Origin of the sequence: Lacinutrix himadriensis, assembly GCF_001418105.1 — a bacterium.
In the GTDB taxonomy this organism is placed as follows: Bacteria; Bacteroidota; Bacteroidia; order Flavobacteriales; family Flavobacteriaceae; genus Oceanihabitans; species Oceanihabitans himadriense.
The window spans coordinates 411,127-430,634 of sequence record NZ_LIQI01000019.1 but is presented as its reverse complement, the minus strand read 5'-3'; the positions used below and the strand labels follow the sequence as shown (position 1 = coordinate 430,634).

At 31.7% G+C, this 19,508-nt stretch carries 21 protein-coding genes; 14 read left to right on the top strand and 7 right to left on the bottom strand.

Going from position 1 to position 19,508, the window contains the following annotated elements; all coding sequences use genetic code 11:
• Positions 1–2 precede the first annotated feature (2 nt).
• Genes AMD28_RS07590 through AMD28_RS07570 form a run of 5 tightly spaced genes read right to left on the bottom strand, consistent with a single transcriptional unit; the run spans position 3 to position 3,566 of the window.
• Positions 3–617, bottom strand: coding sequence for an IMPACT family protein (locus AMD28_RS07590; RefSeq protein ID WP_055443549.1), 615 nt, complete (start codon positions 615–617; stop codon positions 3–5).
• Positions 618–1,481 carry a DMT family transporter gene (locus AMD28_RS07585; protein WP_055443548.1) on the bottom strand — a complete coding sequence of 288 codons (864 nt, stop codon included), beginning with the start codon at positions 1,479–1,481 and terminating at the stop codon, positions 618–620. It lies immediately after the preceding gene.
• Positions 1,478–2,089 carry an HAD family hydrolase gene (locus AMD28_RS07580; RefSeq protein WP_055443547.1) on the bottom strand — a complete coding sequence of 204 codons (612 nt, stop codon included), beginning with the start codon at positions 2,087–2,089 and terminating at the stop codon, positions 1,478–1,480. Before AMD28_RS07580 ends, AMD28_RS07585 begins: the two co-directional genes overlap by 4 nt.
• Positions 2,090–2,118: 29 nt before the next feature.
• Entirely contained in the window at positions 2,119–3,102 is a 984-nt protein-coding gene (gene ribD, locus AMD28_RS07575; protein WP_055443546.1) for a bifunctional diaminohydroxyphosphoribosylaminopyrimidine deaminase/5-amino-6-(5-phosphoribosylamino)uracil reductase RibD, read from the bottom strand.
• Positions 3,103–3,110: 8 nt separating this feature from the next.
• Positions 3,111–3,566, bottom strand: coding sequence for an LEA type 2 family protein (locus tag AMD28_RS07570; RefSeq protein WP_055443545.1), 456 nt, complete (start codon positions 3,564–3,566; stop codon positions 3,111–3,113).
• A 52-nt stretch (positions 3,567–3,618) separates the two neighbouring features.
• Here AMD28_RS07570 and AMD28_RS07565 point away from each other — a divergent pair, with 52 nt between their 5' ends.
• From AMD28_RS07565 to AMD28_RS07540, 6 genes are all read left to right on the top strand, one after another.
• Entirely contained in the window at positions 3,619–4,110 is a 492-nt protein-coding gene (locus tag AMD28_RS07565; protein ID WP_055443544.1) for a GNAT family N-acetyltransferase, read from the top strand.
• Entirely contained in the window at positions 4,111–4,998 is an 888-nt protein-coding gene (prmC, locus tag AMD28_RS07560; RefSeq protein ID WP_241492458.1) for a peptide chain release factor N(5)-glutamine methyltransferase, read from the top strand.
• On the top strand, positions 4,999–6,195 hold the full coding sequence (locus tag AMD28_RS07555; protein ID WP_055443543.1) for a hypothetical protein: 1,197 nt from the start codon (positions 4,999–5,001) through the stop codon (positions 6,193–6,195).
• 27 nt (positions 6,196–6,222) lie between these two features.
• The gene (gene ligA, locus AMD28_RS07550; protein ID WP_055443542.1) at positions 6,223–8,217 is read left to right on the top strand and encodes an NAD-dependent DNA ligase LigA; all 1,995 of its coding nucleotides are present in this window, start codon (positions 6,223–6,225) and stop codon (positions 8,215–8,217) included.
• A 115-nt stretch (positions 8,218–8,332) separates the two neighbouring features.
• Positions 8,333–9,022, top strand: coding sequence for a hypothetical protein (locus AMD28_RS07545; RefSeq protein ID WP_055443541.1), 690 nt, complete (start codon positions 8,333–8,335; stop codon positions 9,020–9,022).
• Positions 9,023–9,465: 443 nt separating this feature from the next.
• A complete protein-coding gene (locus AMD28_RS07540) occupies positions 9,466–10,194 on the top strand; it encodes a hypothetical protein (protein ID WP_152975563.1) in 729 nt (242 codons plus the stop codon).
• Here AMD28_RS07540 and AMD28_RS07535 read toward each other — a convergent pair.
• Entirely contained in the window at positions 10,181–11,098 is a 918-nt protein-coding gene (locus AMD28_RS07535; protein WP_055443539.1) for a bifunctional metallophosphatase/5'-nucleotidase, read from the bottom strand. The genes AMD28_RS07540 and AMD28_RS07535 overlap by 14 nt on opposite strands.
• Before the next feature lie 5 nt (positions 11,099–11,103).
• Positions 11,104–11,865 (bottom strand): 5'-nucleotidase C-terminal domain-containing protein, encoded by a 762-nt coding sequence (locus AMD28_RS07530; RefSeq protein WP_055443538.1) that lies wholly within the window; start codon positions 11,863–11,865, stop codon positions 11,104–11,106.
• Positions 11,866–11,936: 71 nt separating this feature from the next.
• Here AMD28_RS07530 and AMD28_RS07525 point away from each other — a divergent pair, with 71 nt between their 5' ends.
• From AMD28_RS07525 to AMD28_RS07490, 8 genes are all read left to right on the top strand, one after another.
• Positions 11,937–12,464, top strand: a complete 528-nt coding sequence (locus tag AMD28_RS07525; protein WP_055443537.1) for a DUF6913 domain-containing protein — start codon at positions 11,937–11,939, stop codon at positions 12,462–12,464.
• Positions 12,457–13,338: a 4-hydroxy-tetrahydrodipicolinate synthase gene (gene dapA / locus AMD28_RS07520; protein WP_055443536.1), complete on the top strand. Its 882-nt coding sequence runs from the start codon at positions 12,457–12,459 to the stop codon at positions 13,336–13,338. Before AMD28_RS07525 ends, dapA begins: the two co-directional genes overlap by 8 nt.
• A 206-nt stretch (positions 13,339–13,544) precedes the next feature.
• A complete protein-coding gene (locus AMD28_RS07515) occupies positions 13,545–14,357 on the top strand; it encodes an outer membrane protein assembly factor BamD (RefSeq protein ID WP_055443535.1) in 813 nt (270 codons plus the stop codon).
• Positions 14,358–14,363: 6 nt separating this feature from the next.
• Positions 14,364–14,690, top strand: coding sequence for a DNA-directed RNA polymerase subunit omega (locus AMD28_RS07510; protein ID WP_055443534.1), 327 nt, complete (start codon positions 14,364–14,366; stop codon positions 14,688–14,690).
• A 9-nt stretch (positions 14,691–14,699) separates the two neighbouring features.
• Positions 14,700–15,911, top strand: a complete 1,212-nt coding sequence (coaBC, locus tag AMD28_RS07505; protein ID WP_055443533.1) for a bifunctional phosphopantothenoylcysteine decarboxylase/phosphopantothenate--cysteine ligase CoaBC — start codon at positions 14,700–14,702, stop codon at positions 15,909–15,911.
• The gene (gene porD, locus AMD28_RS07500) at positions 15,904–16,791 is read left to right on the top strand and encodes a type IX secretion system protein PorD (RefSeq protein WP_055443532.1); all 888 of its coding nucleotides are present in this window, start codon (positions 15,904–15,906) and stop codon (positions 16,789–16,791) included. Before coaBC ends, porD begins: the two co-directional genes overlap by 8 nt.
• Positions 16,792–16,855: 64 nt before the next feature.
• Positions 16,856–18,508, top strand: coding sequence for a DNA repair protein RecN (gene recN / locus AMD28_RS07495; RefSeq protein ID WP_055443531.1), 1,653 nt, complete (start codon positions 16,856–16,858; stop codon positions 18,506–18,508).
• 116 nt (positions 18,509–18,624) lie between these two features.
• Positions 18,625–19,446 carry an enoyl-ACP reductase FabI gene (locus AMD28_RS07490; RefSeq protein WP_055443530.1) on the top strand — a complete coding sequence of 274 codons (822 nt, stop codon included), beginning with the start codon at positions 18,625–18,627 and terminating at the stop codon, positions 19,444–19,446.
• The last annotated feature ends 62 nt before the right edge of the window (positions 19,447–19,508 follow it).

Here is a 19,508-nt window from a genome sequence, read left to right as displayed (position 1 = left end):
CGTTATAAAACTTCGATTTTTATTTCAAATTGATTGTCGAAAGTTTCAAATACAGATTCGGAGTCGTTTTTTCTTACAGAAATAAAAACTTTACAGTCCAATTCTAAAATTTGATTCGTGATATTTAAGTTTTTTTCTTTAATAATACGCATCACTTTATTCATGTTTTTGTATTCAAAAGAGATGCAATATTCGATATTAATTGTTTTTGTAATAATTTTGGAAGCTTCTAAAGCCATTTGTGCTCCAGTTCGGTAGGCGTTTATTAATCCGCCAACGCCAAGTTTTACACCACCAAAATAACGAACTACCACAATAAGGATGTTGGTTACGTCAAAAGATTGTATTTGTCCGTAAATTGGCATTCCTGCACTATTATTAGGTTCGCCATCATCATTTGCGCGATAGGAAAGGTTTTTTTCGTCGGTTCCAAATTGATATGCATAACACCAATGTCTTGCAGCATGGTGTTGTTTTTTTAAATCTTCTATATGTTGTTTTACTTCTTCCTCATTCTGAATTGGGAAGGCATATCCAAAGAATTTCGAGTTTTTATCTTTGAATAAAACTTCTTCCGAAGGCGTAGTAATGGTTCTATAGGTGTCTTTTTCTTCCATTTACGCTAAAGTAACTAATACAATAGAAACTATTGCAAGAGCAATTCCTATCCAATTCTTATTTTGTAGTTTTTCTTTAAAAATTATAAGTCCGATTAAAGTCGACAACATGACTATCGCTACATTGTTTACAGTGAAAATGGTAGAGCTTTCAAAACCTTCAAATTGTAAGGCTTTTAATAACATATAAATGGAGTAGTAGTTGGTAATGCCTAAAAGGACTCCGCCAAAAATACTGCGATAATCAAATTTAAATTTTCCTTGTATGGCTTGTATGCTAAGCAGTGCAATACCTATTAAGCCAGCAATACAAAAAATGGTTGCAGAAAAAATGGGAATGCCGTTTTTAGAAACATAGCTTGTTTCCACATATTTTATAGAGGTATCAATAACTCCAGAACCAAAGAATAATACAATGGGTAGCCATAAATTTTTAATATTAAAGGTTGCGGTTTTGGCCTTTACAGAAGTTAAATAAACAGCGACTAACGCTAGAAGAATACCAAGACCTTTTTGCCAACCTAAACTTTCGTGATAGGCATACAAGCCAAAAATAACAGGGATTACCACGCTCATTTTACTTGCGACAGAGGTTACTGTTAGTCCGTTGCGTTGCGCGGTTAATGCCATGACATTAAAAATAGAAATAAAAAGAAACCCTAAGCCAATAGCACCAGGAAACCAATCTTCATTTAGAATTTTAGTAACATTTACTTTTTCTTCATATAGGATAACGCCAGTTAAACAGGCTGTAAAATAGTTGGCAACAATAGCTTGTAGCGTATTGATTTTATATTTACCAAGCAGTTTAAAAATAATGAATATTAGCGTAGATGCTAGGATGCTAAGTAAAAGGTATATCAAAATAAGTCTTTCTTAATGGTAAATAAATCGATGATATCTTCACTAGTTTCATCGATATTCCAAACATGGATTCCTAGTTTTTTTGCTGCTTCGGTGTTTTCTAAAGTATCATCAATAAAAAGGGATTCTTCTGCTTTTAGGTTGTTTTCGTTTAAAACGAATTCATAAATATTTGCATTTGGTTTGCGTAATTGAATTTCATGCGATAGATAAAACGGATCAAAACAGTTTTTAAAATCTTCGTAAAACGAAACGTTTTCTTTAATCCAATCTATATGAAGTTCATTGGTATTGCTTAATAAAATAAGTTTATACTTTTTATCTGCAGCTAATTGTTGAATGAATTCTAATCGCTTTCGCGGAAAATCCTTCAGAATAAAATTCCATGTATCTATAATTTCATCTGCTGTTAACTTCGGAAAGTTTTCTAAGTAAAATTCTAAGAACTCTTCGGTATCCAATAATCCTTGTTCGTATAAGGTATTGATGGCAATTAGGTCTTCTGGAAGTGCATCTGCTTTAAATACGTCTAAAGCATTTTGCGTGGCTCCTGCTTTATCTAGGTTGATAAATACATCTCCAAAATCGAATATTATGTTTTTAATCATGTTTATTTCCTGCGTAGACAGGAATCTTTTTAATTATTAGTAAATATTTTAAGCGTATCTTCTATTATTGTTTCTGTAGAAATAAGTTTACCAGAGAATTTAGGTGCTTTTACGCCTTCTTTAAATAAAACATTACCTGTAAATACTCGAGCTTCATCCCAAAGATTTTCATCGATAAACATTTGCAAGGTTTTAGAACCACCTTCAATAATTATGGAATTTATGTTCTCCTTATATAATTGATTACAAATATCTTTAGCTGTGTTCTCTTTAAGTGTAATGGTTTTCGCTTCGTTATTAAAAACAGTATATGCTTTAGAAAGCACATTGTTTCTGTCTAATACTACACGAATTGGGTTGTTTCCTGTATAATCTCTAACAGTTAAACTCGGATTGTCAGCAATAACCGTATTTGTCCCAACAAGAATCGCTTGTTCTTCTGCACGCCATTTATGAACTAATTGTCTAGAAATGGTATTCGTTATCCAAACAGGTTTGTTTTCGTTTTTGTGTTTCGGGGCAATAAAACCATCTGTGGTTTCCGCCCATTTTAAAATAATATACGGTCGCTTTTTGTTGTGAAATGTAAAAAATCGTTTGTGGTGTGCTTTGCAGTCTCCCTCTAAAACACCAACAATGACGTTACACCCAGAATCTCTTAGTTTTTTAATGCCTTTTCCTGCAACTTCCGGATTATCATCTACACAACCAATAACTACGTTCGGTATTTTATGTGTAATAATAAGATCGCTACAAGGTGGCGTTTTTCCAAAATGACTACACGGTTCTAGTGTAACATATAAGGTCGCTTCTTGTAAAAGGGATTTGTCAGCACAGGCGTTTATTGCGTTTACTTCGGCATGATTACCACCATAAGCGCTGGTATAGCCTTCACTAATAATACGATTATTATGTACAATTACAGCGCCAACCATTGGATTTGGCCTTGTGGTTCCTAAGCCCAGTTTTGCAATTTGTATGCAGCGTTTTATGTAGTCTTCGTGTATAATAATAGCGTGGTTTAGAACTTGATTTTTACGTTTTCAGTTTGGTCTACATCATAAGTGTGTGAGAAACCAAATACTTTATATTTGATTTGTCCTTTGTATTGTACTTTCATTTTTTGAGAAAGTAAGCTTCCTAATAATCCGCTTAAACTTTTATCGCTAAAAATGCTATCTGTCGGTACATTTGCTTTTAACGGAATAGAAAATTCTTTTCTTGCAGGAACTTTAAAGCTTTCTGCAGTAACCGTTGCCATCTGATTGTTGTTAACAAACACTTTAATCTCGTCGGTTTTTAATTCGCCACTAATATCATTTTTATTCAAAAAATACGCATCCGCAGTAAGTGTAATGAATTTAGAATTAGAATCGTCTACCTTTATATTGTCTACTCTTAAAAATTCTGGTTTCTCTTTTACCGAACAACTTAAAATAGTAAGCGTTGCTGTTAATAAGATTATAAACTTCTTCATTTCAATTTTTTTAGATTTAATGTATCTTCACCAGCAAAAATAATATTTATAAGTGAGGAATAGCAATATCATTATAAGAGAAATTGAACAAAAGGATAATGCGCAAATAGAAGCAGCTATTAGGGGGTGTTTTCATGAATATGAAATCCCTTTGGTTGGTACTGCTTATGAAGATGCCGAAACGCCAAGAATGTTTGAATCTTATCAAAATAAAAACGAGGTTTATTATGTGGTGGAGTTAGACGGAAAGGTTTTTGGAGGTGCAGGAATACAACCTTTAAAAGATTTTGAAACGGAAGTATGCGAGATTCAGAAAATGTATTTTGCTCCAGAAGTAAGAGGAAAAGGAATAGGGAAACCGCTTTTTGAAAAATGCATGGAAGCCGCTAAAACAATGGGATATAAACAATGTTATTTAGAAACTATTCCGAATCTAAAAGCAGCAATTCATATTTACGAAACTTTTGGATTTAAGCATTTGGAAGCTCCTTTAGGAAATACAGGACATAATGCTTGTGGTATTTGGATGCTGAAAAATCTGTAAATGATAATGGAATTAATGAAGTTAAAAGAGATACAACAAACCTTTCATAAAGAACTAGATGTCATTTATGGTATAGACGAAGTAAATAGTTTTTTCTATTTGCTAATCGAAGCGTTCTGTGATTTTTCTAGAATGAAACTAGCTTTAGATCCAGGGAAAACCATTACTAAAGTAGAAGAAGATGCTATTCGTGATGCGTTGCAAAGACTGAAAGAAGAAGAACCGATTCAATATATTTTAGGCGAAACAGAGTTTTACGGATTGCCATTTAGGGTGAATGAAAACACATTAATACCAAGAACAGAAACGGAAGAACTCGTAGATTTCATTAAAAACGATGTCACTTCGAGCGCAGTCGAGAAGTCTATTTCGATTCTTGATATTGGAACAGGATCTGGTTGTATTGCTATTTCGTTAGCCAAAAATGTACCGAATGCCAAAGTTTACGCCTTAGATGTTTCCGCGAAAGCGATAGAAAAAGCAAAAGAAAACGCCGCATTAAATAATGTGGAAGTCGAATTTATAGAAGCAGATATTTTAAATGAAAAGTCTTGGGGTTTGAACTTTTTAAGTTTAAAATTTGACATCATTGTGTCCAATCCGCCATACGTTAGAAACTTAGAAAAACAAGAGATGAAACCTAACGTTTTGCAAAACGAACCACATTTGGCCTTGTTTGTAGAAGATGATAATCCGCTGCAATTTTATGAAGCAATAACAAAATTTGCTTTGGATAACTTGAAACCGAAAGGGGAATTATATTTTGAAATAAACGAGTATCTTGGTAAAGAAATGATCGCGTTATTAGAAGGTAATAATTTTGAAGATATAGAATTAAAGCAGGATATTTTTAGAAAAGATAGAATGTTAAAAGGCGTAAAGTTATAGATGAAAAAATGGTATTACATATTCGTTTTAATCTTGTTTTTTGCTTGTAAGAAGAAAACGAAGAGTGAAGATGTTTTTGTGGTTAAAAAAGATTCTACGACTGTTGTTGTAAAGAAGGATATTCCGCAGCAACAAAAAACAGATGGCGCTATTAGTATACAAGATTCTATTTATAAATGGTTTACGCCTAAAGAAATGGGGGATTTGCAAATACGAACGGTAAGTGCAATCAACGGTGTTAATGTTAGAGATTCTTTAGGGAATAAAACAGGTAAATTAGATTTTGGTGAAAGTGTTTATATCCTTGACTACAACAAGGATTCTATCACTATAAAAGATAATAATCAAATGGTTACCGGTAGAAAAGCGAAGGTGGTTACTACATGGAGCAATGTGAAAACTAAAGTTAACGAGAATCAATATGCTTACAAATGGTTTGTGAAAAAGGAAGATATAGGATTTGTTTTTGAAGGCTTCTTATATGAAAATAACCAAAATGTCGACGAGAATTCATTGTACAGCTATAATTATTTGTCTACAGGAGCGAAAGGAAATGAATCAAAAATTGACTTGAGGGAATTATTAGATATTAGAAAAGTAAATAGTACTGATTTTAATATATTAGAAAAAGAAGCTAATTATTTAAGTGCTCCAAAGAAGATAGATGGACGTATTGCATTGCACTTTGAAAATGCTAAAAAACTAGTATTGAAAGATACCACGTATTTAAATTCGGAATACACACCAACACGAACCTATGACGTTTTTATACATGAAGATTTTCCTACTAGTTATATGGTTTCAGAAAGCATGTTTTTTATGCCAGATATTCATACAGAATTAAGTATGAAAACAGGAGATACTTTAAATGTATTTCAGGGTTATCCGTATATATCACCAAATAAAAATTATGCTGTTTTAATAACATACGATCAAACAGAATGTTATCATGACACTTATTTTCAGATTTGTAAAAAAGATAAGCAGAATAAGTATATATCAATGTTTGGTTATACACCACAATCTTGGTCTTATCCTTTTATAAAGAATAATGCAGGAAGTATGGATGCTGTTTTTTCTATGAGTTGGTTAAATAATAATACGTTTATAATAAAAGCTGTGGATTATGTGGGAGATTGTTATGAACCGGATCAACTTTCTAAGCCATATTATCTTAAATTTGAAATCAAGTTATAATTTTCAAGAATTATTTGCAATTAAAAAATGAATACAAAAGAATACATACAAAACTTACGTAACGAGCTTCGTGAGCACAACTATAATTATTACGTTTTAGATGATGCGACTATTAGTGATTACGATTTTGATATAAAATTAAAAGAACTTCAGGCGTTAGAAGAAAAGCATCCAGAATTTTACGATGCAAACTCACCAAGCCTACGTGTAGGCGGAACAGTTACTAAAAATTTTAATACCGTTGTGCATGCGCATCGAATGTATTCTTTAGACAATTCGTATTCCTTAGAAGATTTACAAGACTGGGAAACTAGAATTAAAAAAATGGTGGATGGCGAAATTCAATACACCTGCGAGTTAAAATATGATGGTGCATCTATTAGTTTGACCTATGAAAACGGAAGTTTACTTCGCGCAGTAACTCGTGGTGATGGTATGCAAGGAGATGAAGTAACGGCAAATATTAAAACAATAAAATCGGTACCATTACAACTAAAAGGAGATTACCCACCAATATTTGATATACGCGGTGAAATTGTTTTGCCTTTTGAAGGGTTTAATAAAATGAACGAAGAGCGTATTGATATTGGGGAAGAACCTTATAGAAATCCGAGAAACACAGCGTCTGGAAGTTTAAAACTTCAGGATAGTGCAGAGGTTGCAAAAAGACCATTAGAATGTTTGCTGTATAATATTACAGGAGAAAATTTAGGGATTGCTACACAAATGGAAAGTCTAGAAAAAGCGAGACAGATGGGATTTAAAGTTCCGGAAGCAGCCAAGCTAGTAAACTCTATTGAAGAGGTGTTAGAATTTGTAAATTATTGGGATAAAGAAAGGCATCATTTGCCATACGAAACAGATGGCGTAGTCGTTAAGGTGAATGATTTACAGCAACAAGAAGAATTGGGTTATACTGCCAAAGCACCACGTTGGGCGATGGCTTATAAGTTTAAGGCAGAGCAAGTTTCTACGCGATTAAATAGTATTTCGTATCAGGTTGGTAGAACGGGAGCAATAACACCAGTTGCCAATTTAGAGCCTGTGGAATTAGCAGGAACCACTGTGAAAAGGGCTTCTTTACATAATAGCGATCAAATTGAAAAGCTAGATATTAGAGTGGGTGATGAAGTATTTGTGGAAAAAGGAGGAGAGATTATTCCAAAAATAATTGCTGTCGATTTTACAAAACGTCCCGAAAACTCGCAACCAACTATATATATAACGCATTGTCCGGAATGTAATACGCTTTTAGAAAGAGATGAAGGCGAAGCAAAACATTTTTGTCCGAATTATAATGGCTGTACTCCACAAATTGTTGGAAGAATTCAGCATTATATTTCTAGAAAAGCAATGGATATTGAAGGTTTAGGAGGAGAAACCGTTGCGCTTTTAGTACAAGCAGGATTGATAACAAATTATTCTGATTTATATACGCTAACTAAAGAGCAGTTGATGCCTTTAGAAAGAATGGCGGAAAAAAGTGCGGAGAATTTAATAAATGGGGTGGAAGCTTCTAAGCAAATTGCTTTTGAAAGAGTGTTATTTGCTTTAGGAATTCGATATGTAGGGGAGACGGTTGCTAAAAAACTAGCTAAACATTATAAAAGTATAGATGCAATCGCTAATGCAACGCAAGAGGAATTAGTAAATGTAGATGAGATAGGAATTAAAATAGCAGAAAGTGTTGTCTTGTTTTTTGCTTCGGAAGAAAACAGGAATACCATTGAAAAATTAAGAAGTTTTGGTGTGCAGTTAGAAGTTTCTGCTGAAAAATTAGCAAATCAAACCAACAAACTAGAAAACAAAATATTTGTGGTTTCTGGAGTTTTTGAAGTGGTTTCAAGAACCGAGCTTAAAAAGCTAATAGAAGATAATGGCGGAAAAGTCTCATCGTCCATATCTGCTAAAACGAGTTATATTGTAGCTGGTGATAAAATGGGACCAAGTAAAAAGGAAAAAGCAGAGAAGTTAGGAGTTCCTTTAATCTCTGAACAGGACTTCTTAAAAATGGTTGATTAATTTTGTTGGTTTCTGAGTATTAATCGATAGGCTATTATTTATTACCTGTTTATTGCATTTTTTATTTATATTTGAAGGTTGATAACTTCACTTTTCAGGGTGCTTAAATTAATTTATGTTAGCTGATTTTCTTGGTCTTACAGTATCTGGTGTGCTAGATAGTTCTATCTTTTCTATTTTAGAATTACTAGTAGTTCCTGCGCTTACTGTATTTTATTTTGTGTCCAGAAAAGAAAGGTCTTTGTTCTTTTTGTTATTTCTAGTTAGTTATTCTAGCGCAGATATATTACATATTATAGATGGAGATAATTTATCGGAAACATTATATTTTGTTTGTAATACCCTTTATATTTTTGCTTTCCTATTTTTGTTATTTGAAGTTTTTAAAACATTAAACTTAAAAATTCTTTTAAAGAAATTCTTAATGCAGACCATAATATTACTAGTTCTTGTGATTTATCTGTTTACTGTTTTATGTGGTATAATAGATCCAATTTTGTTCGAAACGGATGTTTTGGTTATGGTGAGGTTGTTGGAGCATAGCTATAATTTAGTTTTACTTGTTCTCTTAGCTGTTTCCTTTTTGAACTTTTTGGAAAATGATACAAAAAAATCTTTATTCCTATTTATAGGTTGTCTGTCAATAAGTTTTTCCGATTTTTTATTAATAGGCTATTACTACCTTTCCGACTTTGAAATGCTAAATTTTATCGCCATAGTATTGAATATCTTTGCTTTTGTAATGTTTTATCTTCAAAGTGATATTGCAATTGATTCAAAAAAAAAAGCTAGTATTTACGCTTAATTAGGTTTCAGACTTACTTCATACTTACAGTAAACTTCCTTGATTTATGAAATTGACAACTACAGTTGTGAATAATTATGTATTGTTCTGATTTGTGTTGCTAATAAATTAACTATAAGATGCTAACCTTTTTTTTATAGATACACAATCGGATTGTGCCGTAGATTTAAAGCATAAAGTTGCTTTGAAAATAACGGCAACAATGATTCTTAATATAAGTACATCTTCTTTTTAAGTTTAAATAGTTTGCAACTAAGCGCTTAGGTGAACGTATTACTGTTTTTTTTTAGAAGAAAGAATTTTACTACAAAGTTTGCTAAAACCATGTATTTCATCGATTAACTGCAATGTTTTATCGTTGTGTGTAATATTTTTTTTATGTTTGCACTAACCTACTTATGATTATGATTATTGAAAATTGGATAAAAAAATATCCAAACAAGATGTTTTTGTGCATTTTGTTTGTGTTAATGTTAATTAATGTAATAGCTACAATTAGTGCAAACGATTTGTTTCAGCAATTAACAAAGCCTCTTTTTGTTCCTGTATTTTTAATTTATTTTTTATTAAGAAATAAACAAATCAAAATAAGTATTCTGGCTTTTCTATTATTCTCCTTTATTGGAGATTTTGCTTCTGTTTTTACTTACAGCTTAATGCTTGTGAATATTTCTAGTTTAGCATACTGCCTAAGCTATTCTTTTTTGATTATTGCGGTGGCTTCAAGGATTGAAAAACTAAAATTAGATAAAGTGATTAGCTCGTATTTAGTTTTAGTATTTTTAATTAATGCATACCTATTATATATACTTTTTGATGTTATAAAGTATTATATTCCAGATAGTATAGAGGTGACTTTATTTGGAATTAAGAGTACGGCTTTAATAGCTCTTGCTTTTGTTTCTTTTGTGGATTACTTAAATTCACAAAGTAAAGTGTCCATCCTGTTTTTAATTATGGTGTTATGTTTTGTGTTTTCAGATGTATTACATTACATAAGCACCTATTATTTGTATAATTTGAGCTTTGTAATGCTGGATAGAGTGTTACATTTAATAGGTTTATTCTTTCTGTTTAGTTATATCTTAGAAAGGAATAAAGCAAAAAGCAGCTTAAAAGTAAAAGCTGCTATTTTTTCTTCCAAAAAAGTTAATAAGTTTAGACTAAAATAGAAGTTCCTTTTGCTGCTTTGTTTTTATCTGCATCAAAATAGAAGTCTATTTTTCCTAAGTTAATTCCGTAACAACCAACTTGATTTACCAATACATTTTCACCAATACTATTTTTAGCTATAGTTGGTTTTGGTAAAAAAGTATGTGTATGTCCGCCAATAATTAAATCGATATCTTTTGTAGCCTTTGCAAGGTTTAAGTCGCTAACTTTCTCTGTGAAATTTTTGTAGTGATATCCTAAATGAGATAAGCAAATAACTAAATCACATTTTTCTTTTTCTTTTAAAATACGACTCATGTCTTGAGCGATTTCAATAGGATCTAGATATTTGGTTTCTTTATAAAGATTCTTGTCTACTAGTCCGTTTAATTCAACACCCAATCCAAAAACGCCAATTTTAATTCCATCTTTTTTAAAGACTTTATATGGTTTTACATAAGCGTCAAGGACGGTATTTGAAAAGTCGTAATTAGCCGACAGAAAATCGAATTTAGCATGCGGCAATTGTGCTAATAAACCATTTACGCCATTATCAAAATCGTGGTTACCAATGGTTGCTGCATCGTATTTAAGCATGCTCATTAGTTTAAACTCTAACTCGCCACCATAATAATTAAAATATGGTGTTCCTTGAAAAATATCTCCAGCGTCTAATAATAGCGTATTTGGATTTTCGTTTCTAAGGTTTTGTATTAAACTAGCTCTTCTTGCAACACCTCCTTGGTTTGGATTTCTGCCATCTTCTGGACCAAAAGCATCAATATGACTATGTACATCATTGGTGTGAAGTATCGTGATCTTTGTTGTTTTGCTTCCAGAGGTAAACGATTGTAAACCTAAACCTCCTAATGTAATTAATGCAGCTGTAGCAGATGTTTGTTGTATAAATTCTCTTCTTTTCATCTGGTTTATTTTAATTGAATAAATCTGTCATCAATAACAGGGTTAATGGTATCTGTTTTAAGAAAATAATCTAATAGCGCATTTCTTACTTTATAATTTAAAACATGCAAACTATCATTTGTTTGAAAAAAGGTCATTCTATCTCCTCCATGGTATAAATAATCATTCGTTGCAACATAATAGGTTTTATCTGCTTCAATTGGCTGGTTATTGATGCTAGCCTTAATAGCATTAAAATCTTTATCAAGCGTCAATTTTAACCCCGCAATAGGATGTGCGCGTTTTGCTTTGCTTAAATATTTTATTAAACTGTCTTGTATTGTTTTTCCTTTCATTTCTGCAACGACTAAGCTGTTCTCAAAAGGCATAATCTCATAAGCTGTTCTGGTGGTGATGTCTCCTTTAGATATAATAGCGCGAATACCTCCATGATTTAGTAAAACCATATCTACATCATGTCCAGTTCGTTTTTGTAAAACCTTGCTAGAGGCTTCAATAACTGCATCTGCGAATAAATTACCAATAGCGGTATTGTAGTCTCCATCACTTTTAGAGTACGTGTCAACAGCATAAGAAATAACACTATCTAAATTCTTGTTAACATGATCTCTATATGGTTTTACAAAGTCCTCAATCTCTTGGTTGATTTCTAGGCTGTCATTAATATTTATTTGTTTTCCTTCTATTTTAGTAAGGGATAGATTTTCTTGTTTGCAACTATAAATACAGAGCGCAAAAACAATTAAAAAAAGATGTTTAAATTTCATGTGTAAAGGAATAGGATTTAATAAACAAAACTAACTACTTTTGTTACCTTTGTAAGAAAGTATAAATATAAATGATTTTAAAGGGTTTTAAACAAAATTCTACTAAAAAACATCTTAGTAAATTATTAAATTCTAGACAGTTTTTTTTAAATGAAGATAAAATAGCCAGTCTAGGTGTAATAATAAATATAGATGAAACGGATGATTTTGAGTCTTTTAGGAAGCTTGCAGAAGTAATGCATGTCAAACAAAATAAGCTTAAAATTATAGCGTTTACTTCTAATAAAAAAGAAGACATAAGCGCTTGGGATGTTTGTTATAATCCAAAAGATTTTAGTTGGAACGGAAAAATAAAAAACAAAGAACTCCAAGAGTTTTTAGATACACCATTTGATGCTTTAATTAGCTATTATGAACAAGATGTGTTAGCGCTTAAAGTTTTAACAGCAGCATCTAAATCTAAATTCAAAATTGGAGTGCTACAGTCGGATAACAGATTGAATGATTTTATTATTAAAACCAATTTAAAACAGTTTGATTTATTTAAAAACGAGTTAATAAAATACCTTAATACATTTAATAAAATAAGTAATGAATAATAAATTTGTAGGTACAGGAGTTGCTTTAATTACCCCTTTTAATGAAGATTTAAGTGTGGATCACAAATCTTTGGAAGATATTGTAGCGTATAATATAGAAAACGGAACAGATTATCTTGTCATAAGTGGTACAACAGGAGAAAGTGTAACTATTACAGCAGCAGAAAAAGCAGCAATTACTAAAACGATAATAAAAGCTAATAAGCAAAGATTACCATTGGTTTTAGGAATTGGAGGAAATAACACTGCGCAAGTTGTGGAAGAAATTAAAAATACAGACTTCTCTAATATCGATGCTATTTTATCGGTATCTCCATATTATAGTAAGCCAACACAAGAAGGATTATATCAACATTTTAAAGCAGTAGCTGAAGCATCTCCGGTTCCCGTAATCTTATATAATGTTCCAGGTAGAACGGCTAAAGATATGACGCCAGAAACTACTTTGCGTTTGGCAAATGACTTTGAAAATATTATAGCTGTTAAGGAGGCCGGAAATAATGTGCACCAATATTTGCAGTTGCTTAAAAATAAACCGGAAGATTTTTTAGTGATTTCTGGCGATGATGATTTAGCATTGGGAATAGTGTTAGCAGGTGGAGCAGGAGTAATCTCTGTACTTGGGCAAGCGCTACCTAAAGACTTTACAACCATGATTAATTTAGGTTTAGAAGGTAAAGCTAAAGAAGCTTATGCGCTACATTTTAAGCTAATGGAAATGACGGGGCTTATTTTTGCTGAAAATAATCCAGCAGGAATTAAAGCTGTTTTTCAAGCATTGAATATGTGTAATGCTAATGTGAGATTACCACTGGTAGAAGCTACAAATTCATTAAAAGAAAAAATAGTAGAAGCGCTGAAAGTGTTTGCATAAAAGTTAAATATTACTTAAACCTTTAAATTACTTGATTTCATCAATTATTTTAGCAGAATAAAATATTTTTAAAATCCATATTAAAAGACTAATTTTGCATTCTGTTTTAAATTTAAGAAATAAGTATAACTAATACAGGAAACATTAGTACACTTGATTCTATAATAGAATTGCATTAGATAGTTAAAAAACAGTAAAATTAACAAATGAATAGATTAATTTACATAGTATTAGTAGGCTTGGTATTAAGTTCTTGTAGTCCATATCAAAAAGCTATAAATAGCGAAGATATTGCTGTGAAATTTAAAGTAGGTGAAGACATGTATAATAAAGAAAAATACATGAAAGCTAGTAGGTTGTTTGAGCAGATTATGCCACAATACAGAGGGAAGCCTCAAGCCGAAAAGTTATCCTTTTTACATGCCGATTCTTACTTCAAATCAAAAGAATATTATTTAGCAGGTTATCAATTTGATCGTTTTGCTGCAGCATATCCTAAAAGTGAAAAAGCGGAAGAAGCAGAATTTCTTTCTGCTAAAAGTAGTTATATGTTGTCCCCGCTTTATACCAAAGAGCAACACGCAACTAAAGACGCAATTGAAAAGTTTCAGTTATTTATAAATGCTTATCCAGAATCTCCATTTCTTGAAGAAGCAAATAAACTAGTACATGAGTTAGATGGTAAACTAGAACAAAAATCTTTCGATATAGCTTATCAATATTATAAAACGGTAGAATACACTAGAGATTATAATGCAGCAATAAAAGCTTTCGATAATTTTATATTTGAATTTCCAGGATCTAAACTTCGTGAAACAGCATTGTTTTACAGATTGGATTCAGCTTATAATCTAGCGATTAATAGTGTGGAAAGAAAGAAAGAAGATAGACTAGTAAAAGCAAAAACATATTACCTTTCTTTTGTTAATAAATATACAAATTCAGAGTATATTGATGACACAAAGAATATGTTAGAAAATTTAGAAGAAGAATTAAAAAAATACAGTACTAAAAGTTAATATACTATGGATTTAAAGAAGATTGATGCACCTACAAGTACAACAACGTACAATAGAAATGAAGTTGATGCTGCTACAGGAAACATCTATGAGTCTATTTCAATAATCTCAAAAAGAGCAGAGCAAATAAATTCTGAAATTAAGAAAGAGCTAATTGAAAAATTAGAAGAATTTGCAACTTACAACGATAGTTTAGAAGAAATCTTTGAAAACAAAGAACAAATTGAAGTGTCTAAATTCTATGAAAGATTACCTAAGCCACACGCTTTAGCAGTTAAAGAATGGTTAGATAATAAAATTTACCATAGAAATACAGAAGAAGACAACCAGTAAAAAAAGAAGATGTCTATACTAAGCGGCAAAAACATACTATTAGGAATAACTGCTGGTATTGCTGCTTACAAAACAGCATCACTAGTAAGGTTATTTATTAAAGCTGGAGCAGACGTAAAAGTTGTTATGACTCCAGCTAGTAAAGACTTTATTACGCCTTTAACCTTAGCTACACTTTCTAAAAACCCAGTACATTTTTCTTTTACAAATGAAGAAGAAGATAATGGGGTTTGGAATAATCACGTAGAACTTGGGCTTTGGGCAGATTACTTTATTGTAGCCCCAGCTACAGCAAATACCATGTCTAAAATGGCAAATGGTGTTTGTGATAATTTACTTTTAGCGACATATCTTTCGGCAAAATGTCCAGTTTATTTTGCTCCTGCAATGGATTTAGATATGTATAAGCATGCCTCTACATTAGCATCCTTTAAAAAACTAGAATCTTTTCATAACATAATTATTCCTGCTGCAAGTGGAGAACTCGCTAGTGGTTTAGTTGGTGAAGGCAGAATGGCAGAACCAGAAGATATTGTTTCCTTTTTAGAAAAGGATATTTTAAATAAACTGCCACTTCGTAATAAAAAAGTACTGCTTACTGCAGGACCAACTTACGAAGCTATAGATCCTGTTCGATTTATAGGGAATCATTCCTCTGGTAAAATGGGATTTGAGTTAGCAAAAGCAGCAGCGAATTTAGGTGCTGAGGTTATCTTAATTACTGGACCAACGCATCAAAAAGTAACGCATAGTTCCATACAAGTAGTTCCTGTAATTAGTGCTCAAGAAATGTATGACGCTGCACATCAATATTTTAAAACGGTGGATATTGCCATACTTTCTGCAGCAGTTGCAGATTATAAACCGAAAAATGTAGCTACGCAGAAAATAAAAAAGAAAGATACTACGTTAACCTTAGAGCTAGAAAAGACAAAAGACATTTTAGCATCTTTAGGAGAAATAAAAGAAAAACAATTTCTTGTAGGCTTTGCTTTAGAGACTAATAATGAAATTGAAAATGCAAAAGGAAAACTAAAAAAGAAGAATTTAAACTTAATTGTGTTAAATTCGTTAAACGATAAAGGTGCTGGTTTTAAAAAAGAAACCAATAAAGTAACGCTTATAGATGTAAATGAGAATATTACAGAATATGCTCTAAAATCTAAAGCAGAAGTAGCTATTGATATTTTTAACCAAATTATAAAACAAATACATGCGTAACATACTATTAGGTCTTATAATGTGTATTAGTTTTGCAGGGTTTTCGCAAGAACTAAACTGTAATGTAGTAGTAAATGCACAACTTACAGGTAATGAAAACTTGCAAATATTTAAAACACTAGAAAAGCAACTTAACGAATTTGTAAATAAAACCGAGTGGACTAAGAAAAAATTTGGACCACAAGAACTTATAGAATGTAGCATGGTTATTAATGTTACAGGACAAAGTAACGATTTATTTAGCGCATCCATACAAGTACAATCTGCAAGACCCGTTTATGGATCTACGTATACAACTCCTGTTTATAATATTAACGATAAAGATTTCTCTTTTAGATATTTAGAATTTCAAAACCTTATTTATAACCCGAATCAATTCGAATCTAATTTAGTTTCTGTAATTGCATTTCACGTCCAAATGATATTAGGTTTAGATGCAGATACTTTTAAATTAAGAGGCGGAGAAGAGTATTTTAAACAAGCGCAAAATATTGTGAGTTTCTCACAACAAGAAAGCTTTAAAGGATGGAAATTAGAAGATGGTCTACAGAGTAGATTTATTTTAATTGATAATATTTTGTCACCAACCTACAAAGATTTTAGAGAGGTTTTATACAAATACCATAGAGACGGATTAGACCTTATGAGCGAAAACGATAAGGAAGCTAAATCTCAAATTGCAAATGCAATTACTCAAATGGATGGCGTACATAGACAAAGACCAAACTCTTACTTATCCCGTACATTCTTTGATGCTAAAGCAGATGAAATAGAACAAATTTTTTCTGGCGGACCAAATGTAGATATAAGTAAGTTAATAGGAATATTAAATAAAGTTGCGCCAATGCATTCTAGTAAATGGCGAAACATTAAGTTCTAAATAGATATTTATTTATTTAAAACTGACACTGTATACTGATCACTGTTTACTGATACTATAAAAAATGCTAAGCTCACTATCCATAAAAAACTATGCTTTAATAGATGAACTTTTGGTTAATTTTAATCAAGGGTTTACTATAATTACTGGTGAAACAGGAGCAGGAAAATCTATTCTATTAGGAGGTTTGTCTTTAATCTTAGGAAAACGAGCAGATTTAAGTAGCCTAAAAAATAAAGATCAAAAATGTGTTATAGAAGCCGTTTTTAATATTGAAAACTACCAACTAGAAAGTCTCTTTAAAACCGAAGATTTAGATTTTGAGTCGCAAACCATCATTAGAAGAGAAATTCTTCCTTCAGGGAAATCTAGAGCTTTTGTAAACGACACTCCTGTTAATTTAAGCGCATTACAATTGCTAGGGAAACATCTAATTGATGTACACTCGCAAAACCAAACCATGCAGTTGGTAGATGATGATTTTCAATTTCAAATAATTGATGCTTTAGCAAACAATAAAGCCAGTTTAGAAAAATATCAAAGCCAATTAGATGGTTTTAAGCAACTTCAAAAAGAACTAAAAGTCCTTTTTAATCTGCAAGCAGAAGCATTAAAAGAACAAGATTATAATACCTTTTTATTAAAAGAATTAACCGAAGCTAATTTAGTAGATGGCGAATTTGAAACTTTAGAAGAAGAGTATGAAACCTTGAATAATATTGAAGAAATTCAAGAAAAACTCACACATTCCCATCAATTATTACAAGAGGAGGAGTTAGGTATTCTTAGTATGCTAACCCAACTAAAAAATACATTACATAAACTCGTTAATTATTCCAATAGTTACGAAGGTTTATATACAAGAGTTAATAGTAGTCTCATAGACTTAGACGATACCTTTGCCGAAATAGAATCGCTTCAAGAAAACCTGGATGCAGATCCTAAAAGGTTGGACGTGGTTAATGCAAAGTTACAAACGCTTCATAATTTGATGCAAAAGCATGTAGCGGAAAATGTTTCGGAGCTAATTGAAATTAAAAATGGTTTAGTTGAAAAGGTTTCGGCATCCCAGAATTTAGAGGAAAGCATTCTTCTGAAGCAAAAAGAAATTCAGGAAAAATCGATTAAATTAGATGCTGTTGCTGAAAAGATACATCAAAACAGAAAAAAAACAATTCCGAAGCTTACCAAAGAACTAGAACGTATTTTAAACGATTTAGGAATGCCAAATGCACAATTCAAAATAGAAGTAGCATTGGTAAAAGAATATATGTATAACGGAAAAGATCAATTATCCTTTTTGTTTTCAGCAAATAAAGGAGGACAATTCAACGAACTTAAAAAAGCAGCATCAGGAGGAGAGTTAGCGAGAATTATGCTAGCTATTAAATCTATATTATCTAATTATATTCAGCTGCCAACTATTATGTTCGATGAGATTGATACCGGAGTATCTGGTGAAATCGCAAATAAAATGGCAGACATTATGCAAGACATGAGTAAAACCATGCAAGTATTTGCTATTACGCATTTACCACAAATTGCAGCAAAAGGACACACGCATTTTAAAGTATATAAAGAAGATGTAGATGAAGTAACTACTACTAATTTAGTGAAACTAAATCATGACGATCGTATTGTAGAAATAGCACAAATGCTAGGAGGAATAGAAGTTTCTAGCTCTGCAATGGCACATGCAAAGCAGTTACTAAATTAAAGAACATACTATGTATGCATAACTAATACCAAATGAATAAGTAGCCCATAAATATTAATTTAGCTACCTTTGAATAACAATTTATAAAACTAATAATACCAAATAACATATTACATATGTACAATTTATTAAAAGGAAAAAAAGGAATCATATTTGGCGCACTAGACGAAAACTCAATCGCTTGGAAAACAGCAGAACGCGTTCATGAAGAAGGAGGAACCTTTGTATTAACTAATGCTCCTGTTGCTTTAAGAATGGGAACTATTAATGCTTTAGCAGAAAAAACAGGATCTCAAGTAATTCCTGCTGATGCTACTTCTATTGAAGACTTAGAAAATCTTGTAGAAAAATCTATGGAAATCCTTGGCGGAAAAATAGACTTCGTTTTACATTCTATTGGTATGTCTATAAACGTTAGAAAAGGAAATGCATACACGAATCAAAATTACGATTGGACTCAAAAAGGAACCGATATTTCTGCAATGTCTTTTCATAAAGTAATGCAAACCTTGTATAAGAAAGATGCAATGAACCCTTGGGGAAGTATTGTAGCACTTACGTATATGGCTGCACAACGTGTTTTTCCAGATTATAATGATATGGCAGATAATAAAGCATATCTAGAAAGTGTTGCTCGTAGTTTTGGATATTTCATGGGGAAAGATAAAACGGTTAGAGTAAATACAATATCACAATCACCAACACCAACTACTGCAGGTTCTGGAGTAAAAGGATTTGATGGTTTTATTGCGTATGCAGATAAAATGGCTCCTTTAGGTAATGCTACCGCTTTAGATTGTGCAAACTATACTGTTGCTATGTTTAGTGATTTAACTAAAATGGTTACGTTACAAAACTTATTTCATGATGGAGGATTCAATAATGTAGGTGTTAGTAATGAAGTTATGGAAGCTTTTGTAGAAGCTCAGGAGAAATAGATGGATTTCTAGTATTAAAATAATTAAAAAAAAGGCTTTGTGAAAACAAAGCCTTTTTTTAT

Excerpts from the sequence above, each read along its gene's own strand:
- AMD28_RS07590 (WP_055443549.1), bottom strand. The coding sequence starts at position 617 with ATGGAAGAAAAAGACACCTATAGAACCATTACTACGCCTTCGGAAGAA.
- AMD28_RS07580 (WP_055443547.1), bottom strand. The coding sequence starts at position 2,089 with ATGATTAAAAACATAATATTCGATTTTGGAGATGTATTTATCAACCTA.
- AMD28_RS07570 (WP_055443545.1), bottom strand. The coding sequence starts at position 3,566 with ATGAAGAAGTTTATAATCTTATTAACAGCAACGCTTACTATTTTAAGT.
- prmC (WP_241492458.1), top strand. The coding sequence starts at position 4,111 with ATGATAATGGAATTAATGAAGTTAAAAGAGATACAACAAACCTTTCAT.
- AMD28_RS07555 (WP_055443543.1), top strand. The coding sequence starts at position 4,999 with ATGAAAAAATGGTATTACATATTCGTTTTAATCTTGTTTTTTGCTTGT.
- ligA (WP_055443542.1), top strand. The coding sequence starts at position 6,223 with ATGAATACAAAAGAATACATACAAAACTTACGTAACGAGCTTCGTGAG.
- AMD28_RS07545 (WP_055443541.1), top strand. The coding sequence starts at position 8,333 with ATGTTAGCTGATTTTCTTGGTCTTACAGTATCTGGTGTGCTAGATAGT.
- AMD28_RS07540 (WP_152975563.1), top strand. The coding sequence starts at position 9,466 with ATGTTTTTGTGCATTTTGTTTGTGTTAATGTTAATTAATGTAATAGCT.
- AMD28_RS07535 (WP_055443539.1), bottom strand. The coding sequence starts at position 11,098 with ATGAAAAGAAGAGAATTTATACAACAAACATCTGCTACAGCTGCATTA.
- AMD28_RS07530 (WP_055443538.1), bottom strand. The coding sequence starts at position 11,865 with ATGAAATTTAAACATCTTTTTTTAATTGTTTTTGCGCTCTGTATTTAT.
- AMD28_RS07525 (WP_055443537.1), top strand. The coding sequence starts at position 11,937 with ATGATTTTAAAGGGTTTTAAACAAAATTCTACTAAAAAACATCTTAGT.
- dapA (WP_055443536.1), top strand. The coding sequence starts at position 12,457 with ATGAATAATAAATTTGTAGGTACAGGAGTTGCTTTAATTACCCCTTTT.
- AMD28_RS07515 (WP_055443535.1), top strand. The coding sequence starts at position 13,545 with ATGAATAGATTAATTTACATAGTATTAGTAGGCTTGGTATTAAGTTCT.
- AMD28_RS07510 (WP_055443534.1), top strand. The coding sequence starts at position 14,364 with ATGGATTTAAAGAAGATTGATGCACCTACAAGTACAACAACGTACAAT.
- coaBC (WP_055443533.1), top strand. The coding sequence starts at position 14,700 with ATGTCTATACTAAGCGGCAAAAACATACTATTAGGAATAACTGCTGGT.
- porD (WP_055443532.1), top strand. The coding sequence starts at position 15,904 with ATGCGTAACATACTATTAGGTCTTATAATGTGTATTAGTTTTGCAGGG.
- recN (WP_055443531.1), top strand. The coding sequence starts at position 16,856 with ATGCTAAGCTCACTATCCATAAAAAACTATGCTTTAATAGATGAACTT.
- AMD28_RS07490 (WP_055443530.1), top strand. The coding sequence starts at position 18,625 with ATGTACAATTTATTAAAAGGAAAAAAAGGAATCATATTTGGCGCACTA.